Genomic DNA, 532 nt, shown 5'->3' with positions numbered 1-532 from the left:
CCTCCCACTGGGGATCATGGCCGATGTCGCGATGGATCCTGATCGTTGCGCCAGGAATACCCCTTGCGAGTTGCTCCTGCTCAGACGGGGCAAAAACAGCGTCCCGATCACCGCCAAGAACTAGGGTTGGGCAGCGGATGGGCTCCAAACCCGGCGCAAAGTCGCTGTCGAGAAGACCAGCAAGGGCGGCCTTCCAGACCCGCGCCGGAACCTTACGGCTTTCGACCACGATCTGCTCGAAGAAGGCCTCCGGTACCGGCCTGTGGATCGTGCTGGTCTGAAACGCCCGGACGAAGTCCGCAGCAACAGGATCCTCAAGGGCCGCAACCTCCTCCATCAATTCCAGCGTCACTGGATTGCGGGCCGTGGCAGCCGAGCCGACGAGCACCAGACGGCTGACGCGCTCAGGCGCGTGGGCTACGATACGCTGGGCCACAAAGCTTCCCATCGAATGACCCACCACAATCGCCTGTTCGATGGTAAGCGCGTCCAGCAACTGGACGGCATCCTTGGCAAAATCATCGGGCGTATA

1 protein-coding gene is annotated in these 532 nt (G+C 61.8%); it reads right to left on the bottom strand.

The annotated features are described in order from the left end of the window. Window positions 1-532, bottom strand: a 532-nt coding sequence (locus tag JKG68_RS32890; RefSeq protein ID WP_202066680.1) for an alpha/beta fold hydrolase, incomplete at both ends; no start/stop codon positions are given.

Origin of the sequence: Microvirga aerilata (genome assembly GCF_016743775.1) — a bacterium.
Classification (GTDB): Bacteria; Pseudomonadota; Alphaproteobacteria; order Rhizobiales; family Beijerinckiaceae; genus Microvirga; species Microvirga aerilata.
The sequence above is the reverse complement of the archived record's forward strand: the minus strand, read 5'-3'. Positions and strand labels throughout refer to the sequence as shown.